This is a genomic window from Arthrobacter sp. GCM10027362 (assembly GCF_042679445.1).
Taxonomy (GTDB): domain Bacteria; phylum Actinomycetota; class Actinomycetes; order Actinomycetales; family Micrococcaceae; genus Crystallibacter.
The window spans coordinates 1-6472 of the sequence record NZ_JBHTML010000211.1 but is presented as its reverse complement, the minus strand read 5'-3'; the positions used below and the strand labels follow the sequence as shown (position 1 = coordinate 6472).

General features: G+C 69.7%; 6 protein-coding genes. All 6 read left to right on the top strand.

Features of this window, described 5'->3' with window-relative positions:
* The coding region (locus tag ACFQ36_RS19770) for a hypothetical protein (protein WP_377016753.1) at positions 1-1208 on the top strand (1208 nt) is incomplete at its 5' end.
* A gap of 62 nt (positions 1209-1270) precedes the next feature.
* Positions 1271-1561, top strand: a complete 291-nt coding sequence (locus tag ACFQ36_RS19765; protein ID WP_377016751.1) for a YciI family protein — start codon at positions 1271-1273, stop codon at positions 1559-1561.
* 98 nt (positions 1562-1659) lie between these two features.
* Complete coding sequence (ispG, locus tag ACFQ36_RS19760; RefSeq protein WP_377016749.1) at positions 1660-2826, top strand: flavodoxin-dependent (E)-4-hydroxy-3-methylbut-2-enyl-diphosphate synthase; 1167 nt, start codon at positions 1660-1662, stop codon at positions 2824-2826.
* The gene (locus tag ACFQ36_RS19755) at positions 2789-3694 is read left to right on the top strand and encodes a GNAT family N-acetyltransferase (protein WP_377016747.1); all 906 of its coding nucleotides are present in this window, start codon (positions 2789-2791) and stop codon (positions 3692-3694) included. Before ispG ends, ACFQ36_RS19755 begins: the two co-directional genes overlap by 38 nt.
* 68 nt (positions 3695-3762) lie before the next feature.
* Entirely contained in the window at positions 3763-5562 is a 1800-nt protein-coding gene (locus tag ACFQ36_RS19750; protein WP_377016745.1) for a proline--tRNA ligase, read from the top strand.
* A 32-nt stretch (positions 5563-5594) separates the two neighbouring features.
* A complete protein-coding gene (locus tag ACFQ36_RS19745) occupies positions 5595-6371 on the top strand; it encodes a sulfite exporter TauE/SafE family protein (protein WP_377016743.1) in 777 nt (258 codons plus the stop codon).
* Positions 6372-6472 lie beyond the last annotated feature (101 nt).

Here is a 6472-nt window from a genome sequence, read left to right as displayed (position 1 = left end):
CCCTCGGCGTGCCGCTGCTGCCGGCCGGCGACGGGCTGGCCGCCGAACTGGCGCGGCTGAAGGTGCGCGAGGTCAAGACCTTCGGCGAGCCCGACGGCGGCTGGGAACCTTTGCTGGGCGGCGTGCGCCGGCTCGGCCCGGAGGAGAGCCCGCAGGACCCCGCGGCGCCGACTCCGGCGTCGACCTATTCGGTGCTGCTGACTGAGGAGGCCCGAACCCTGCGGGCGACCATGGCCGTGGTGGAGGCCTCGGGCGCCCGCATGCAGGTGGATCCGGCGGCAGACCCACGGCGGAACCCGGCCGTCATCTCCTTTTTGCGCGAAACTCCAAAGAACAACATCCTCGGCATCGGCGCCGCGTTCGGGACCCCGGCGGAGTTCGCCCGGCGCGCCCAGGCCGCGCTGACCGTCCCCGAGCTTCCCGGCGGGGGCCTGCTGGTCTTCCCCGCGCGGCGGATGGTCGCGCTGTACGGGCATCCGTCCGGCGCCGCGCTGGGCGTACTCGGGGAACAGGGGATCGAAGCCAGCATCGAACGGGCCAAAAAGCTCGCCGGCAGCTACCAGCAGTACAGCCGCCAGCCGGTGATCCCGGCGTTCGAGATCATCGCCTCGGTGGCCTCGGCCGCGCCCGGCAAGGACGGCAGCTACTCCTCCATGACGGATCCGGAGGAACTGCGGCCCTGGGTCGAGGCCGCCGGCCGGGCCGGCGTCTATGTGGTGCTGGACCTGCAGCCGGGCCGCACCGACTTCCTGACCCAGGCCAGGCAGTATGCCGGGCTGCTGGAACAGCCGCACGTGGGCCTGGCCCTGGACCCGGAGTGGCGGCTGGCCCCGGGGCAGCGCCACATGGAGCAGATCGGCTCGGTGGACGCGGCCGAAATCAACCAGGTCTCCGAGTGGCTGGCGTCGCTGACCCGGGAGCGGAACCTGCCGCAGAAGGTCTTCATGATCCACCAGTTCCGCCAGGACATGGTGAGCAACGAAGGCCGCGTGGACACCTCGCACGAGGAACTGGCGGTGGTGCTCCACGCCGACGGCCACGGCACTGCCGGGCAGAAGATGGAGACCTGGAACGCCCTGTTGCAGGTGGCGCCGAAGGGGGTGCGCATGGGCTGGAAGAACTTCTACGACGAGGACCGTCCCATCTTCACCCCCGAGCAGACCTACCGCAACGTGGATCCGGCCCCATGGTTCGTCTCCTACCAGTGAGGACCGGCCGGCAACCCGACGGCGGGACGGGCTGCCGGAATCCAGTTGATATTGTGGGGGCCATGAGTGTTTTTGCCGTTGAGTACGTGTACGCTGCCGGGTCCGAGGCCGGCCGGGACGAGCACCGGCCCGCCCACCGCGCGTGGCTGAATTCCTTCGTGGAGTCGGGCCGGCTGCTGGCCTCCGGCCCGTTTGCCGACGGCGAGGGTGCCCTCCTGCTCTTCACCGCGGAATCGGAGGCCGCGCTGCTGGAGGAGCTGAAGCAGGATCCGTTCAATGTCAACCAGCTCATTTCCGGGCTCAAGGTGACCGAATGGAAGCCGGTCACCGGGGCCTTTGCCGACTACGTCTAGCGCGGCGGGACCCTCGGCGCCGGCTTCGCCGCGGGGGGATAATGAAAGCTGACAACCAGCTGACGGACCAACAGCCTGCAAGGCTCATGGAGGACTACGTGACTTCGGTCAATCTTGGAATGCCGGCCCCGCCGCCGCCCGTGCTCGCCCCGCGCCGGAAGACGCGGCAGATTAAGGTCGGGCCGGTGGGGGTGGGCTCCGATTCGCCGATCAGCGTGCAGTCCATGACCACCACCCCCACCACGGACATCAACGCCACCTTGCAGCAGATCGCCGAGCTGACCGCCGCCGGCTGCGACATTGTGCGGGTTGCCTGCCCCAGCGCCGACGACGCCGAGGCGCTGCCGATCATCGCCAGGAAGTCCAAGATCCCGGTCATCGCGGACATCCATTTCCAGCCCAAGTACGTCTTCGCCGCGATTGAGGCCGGCTGCGCCGGGGTGCGCGTGAACCCGGGCAATATCCGCAAGTTCGACGACCAGGTCAAGGAGATCGCCCAGGCCGCCGGGGACGCCGGGGTGTCCATCCGGATCGGCGTCAACGCCGGCTCGCTGGATCCGCGCCTGCTGCAGAAGTACGGCAAGGCCACGCCGGAGGCGCTGGTGGAGTCCGCGGTGTGGGAAGCCTCCCTGTTCGAGGAACACGACTTCCATGACTTCAAGATCTCCGTCAAGCACAATGACCCGGTGGTCATGGTGCGGGCCTACGAGATGCTGGCCGAACGCGGGGACTGGCCGCTGCACCTGGGCGTGACCGAGGCCGGCCCCGCCTTCCAGGGCACGATCAAGTCCGCCACGGCCTTCGGCGCCCTGCTCTCCAAGGGCATCGGGGACACCATCCGGGTTTCGCTGTCCGCGCCGCCGGTGGAGGAGATCAAAGTCGGCGAGCAGATCCTGCAGTCGCTGAACCTGCGCCCGCGCAAGCTGGAGATCGTCTCCTGCCCGTCCTGCGGCCGCGCCCAGGTGGACGTCTACACGCTGGCCGAGCAGGTCACCAAGGGATTGGAGCACCTGACCGTGCCGCTGCGCGTGGCCGTCATGGGCTGCGTGGTCAACGGCCCGGGAGAGGCCCGCGAGGCGGACCTGGGGGTGGCCTCCGGCAACGGCAAGGGCCAGATTTTTGTGAAGGGCCATGTCATCAAGACTGTCCCCGAGGACCGGATTGTTGAGACACTCATTGAAGAAGCGATGAGGATTGCGGAGGAAATGGGGGACGCCGGTGGCGAAGATGCTGTCAAGGGCAGTCCCGTGGTTAACGTCAGCTAGCCAGCGCGGCACCGTCCCGGAGGCCCGCTCCGGGACGTCCATCCGCGCGCTTACCGAAGCGGACACCGAAGAGCTGTGGTCGCTGGTGCGCACGGATCCGGTGGCCAATGTGTTCCTGGCCGCGCACCTGGAGTCCGCCCGGACGGCGGGCCCGACGCCCTCCGGGGCGCGGATCCTGGGCTGTTTCGACGGCGGTGGCACGCTGGCCGGCGCCTGCTGGGCCGGGGTCAACGTGGTCCCGGTGGGCCTGGACGCCGTGCAGGGTGCACGCATGGGCGACTTCCTGGCCGCCGCCAACCGCCATATCTCCTCGATTTTCGGTCCCGCCGAAGGCGTGCTGGGAATCTGGTCCACGTTGCAGCACAGCAGCGCCCGGCCCTTCGATGTCCGCCCGGACCAGCCGCTCATGGAGCTGCGCGGCGCCCCGGCGGTCGCCCCGGATCCCTCCCTGCGCTTCTCCACGCTCGAGGACCTGGACGCGCTGGTCCCTGCCTGCGTGGCCATGTTCGAGGAGGAAGTCGGCTATTCGCCGCTCTCCGGCGGCGGGCAGCACTACCGGCAGCGGGTGAAGTCGCTGATCGAACGCGGGCATTCGGTGCTCTGCCGCAACGCGGACGGCGAGGTCGTGTTCAAGGCCGAACTGGGCAACGTTTCCACGGAAGCGGTGCAGATCCAGGGTGTGTGGATGAATCCTGCCTACCGCGGCCAGGGACGGGCCGCGGCGTACATGGCCGCCGTCGTCGAGCTCTCCCGCCGCTACGCGCCGGTGGCAAGCCTGTACGTGAACGACTACAACCACCGGGCGATGGCCGCGTACCGGCGGGTCGGCTTCGAGCAGGTCGGCACCTTCGCGACGATTCTGTTCTAGCCTGCGCGGAACCGTAGGATTGGATACTGATCCCTGCCCCCACCCCATCGAAGAAACGGATTCCCAGCGTGGTCCTTCGACTCTCCACCTTGTTCCTGCGCACCCTGCGCGAAGATCCTGTCGATGCCGAGGTGGCCAGCCACAAGCTGCTGGTCCGCGCCGGCTACATCCGCCGTGCCGCCCCGGGCATCTACTCCTGGCTGCCGCTGGGCCTGCGGGTGCTGGGCAAGGTGGAGCGGATCATCCGTGAGGAAATGGACGCCATCGGTGCCCAGGAGGTGCACTTCCCGGCGCTGCTGCCCAAGGAACCCTACGAGGCCACCAACCGCTGGACCGAATACGGGGAAGGCATCTTCCGGCTCAAGGACCGCAAGGACGCCGACTACCTGCTCGCGCCCACGCACGAGGAAATGTTCACGCTGCTGGTGAAGGACCTGTACTCCTCGTACAAGGACCTGCCGGTGTGCCTGTACCAGATCCAGACCAAGTACCGGGACGAGGCCCGGCCGCGGGCCGGCCTGCTGCGCGGGCGCGAGTTCATCATGAAGGACTCCTACTCCTTCGACATTGACGACGCCGGGCTGGACGCCAGCTACGCGGCCCACCGCGCCGCGTACCTGAGGATCTTCGAGCGGCTGGGCCTGGCCGTGGTCCCGGTCAAGGCCACTGCCGGCGCAATGGGCGGCTCCAGGAGCGAGGAATTCCTGCACCCGACCGAGGTGGGCGAGGACACCTTCGTGCGCTCGCCCGGCGGCTATGCGGCCAACGTCGAGGCGGTGGCCACCGTGGTGCCGGCGGAGATCGACTACACCGGGGCCCCGCCGGCCGAGGTCAAGGACACTCCCGACACGCCCACCATCGAGACGCTGGTGGCGGCGGCGAACCAGCTGGCTCCGCGCGCGGACCGGCCCTGGACCGCGGCGGACACGCTGAAGAACGTGGTCCTGGCCGTGGACCTGCCCACCGGCGAGCGGCAGGTGGTGGTCATCGCCGTGCCCGGGGACCGGGCCGTGGACCTCAAGCGCGTGGAGGCGAACATCGGCGCGCACCTGCCGGTGGCCGGGGAGATCGGCGTGGAGGCCGCCGGCGAGGAGGACCTGAAGAGGCACCCCGGCCTGGTCAGGGGCTATATCGGCCCGGGCGAGTCCGTGGACGCCGCGGTACTGGGCACCACCGGCAAGACCGGGCTGCTGTACCTGGTGGACCCGCGCGTGGTCTCCGGCACCAGCTGGATCACCGGGGCCAACGTGGACGGCAAGCACGTCTTTGGGCTGGTCGCCGGCCGCGACTTCGGCTGGGACGGCGTCATCGAGGCGACCGAGGTGCGGGCCGGGGACCCGGCTCCGGACGGCTCCGGCCCGCTGGAGGCCGCCCGCGGCATCGAGATGGGGCACATTTTCCAGCTCGGCCGCAAGTACGCGGAGGCCCTGGGCCTGCAGGTGCTCGATGCCAACGGCAAGCTGACCACCGTGACTATGGGCTCTTACGGGGTGGGCGTGACGCGGGCCGTGGCGGCGCTGGCCGAGTCCTACCACGACGAGAAGGGCCTGGCCTGGCCGCGCAGCGTGGCGCCGGCGGATGTGCACGTGGTGGCCACCGGCCGCGGCGACGAGATCTTCGCCGCGGCGGCGAAACTGTCTGAGGACCTGGAGGCCGCCGGGCTTGAGGTGATCTACGACGACCGGCCCAAGGTCTCCCCGGGCGTGAAGTTTTCCGACGCGGAACTGCTCGGTGTGCCCACCATCGTGGTGGTCGGCCGCGGCCTGGCGGACGGCGTCGTCGAGGTCAAGGACCGTACCACCGGACAGGCGGAGAACGTGGCCCTGGATGCGGCAGCGGCCCACGTGGCCGCACTGGCCGGGAAGTGATTCCCGGGCTGGAAATTTCCGGCCTGGAGGACTTGGCGCCCGCCACGATCGCCCTGGTGGTCGTGGCGGGCTTCTGCGCCGGCTGGGTGGACGCCGTGGTGGGCGGGGGAGGGCTGATCCAGCTGCCCGCGCTGCTGCTGGTGCCCGGCATCAATCCCGTGCAGGCGCTGGCCACGAATAAGATGGGCTCCATCTTCGGCACGACCACCAGTTCCATCACCTATTTCCGCTGGGCCACGCCGGATTTGAAAACGGCGCTGCCGATGGCCGGCATCGCCCTGGCAGGCAGCTTTTGCGGGGCGGTCCTGGCCACCTCGCTGCCGGCGCAGGTCTTCAAGCCGGTCATCATCGCCGCGCTGATCGCGGTCACCGCCTTCACCGCGCTGCGCCCCGCCGCCGGCACGCTCACGCAGCTGCGCCACCGCGGGGCCCGGCACCTCGGCACCGCCGCCGGCATCGGCCTGGTGATCGGGTTCTACGACGGGCTGATCGGACCGGGCACCGGCTCGTTCCTGATCATCGCCATGGTGGCGCTGCTGGGCTACAGCTTCCTGGCCGCCAGCGCCAAGGCCAAGATCGTCAACATGGCCACCAACCTGGGGGCCCTGCTGTATTTCCTGCCGCACGGTTCCCTGCTGTGGGGCCTGGGGCTGGTCCTGGGCGCGGCCAATATGGCCGGCGGCTACGTGGGGGCGCGCACCGCGGTGAGCAAGGGCAGCCGGTTCGTCCGGATCGTCTTCCTGCTGGTGGTCGCCGTGCTCATTGTCAAGCTCGGCTGGGACGTGCTGCAGGAGAACCTGGCCACCTGAGGCCGCCGGCGTCAGGGGGCCGCCGGCACCGCGGACTGGGATTGCCCGGCGGTCGCGGCGTTGCCGAGCCCGGGCGCCGCGGGGACCTCCCCGGTGGTGTC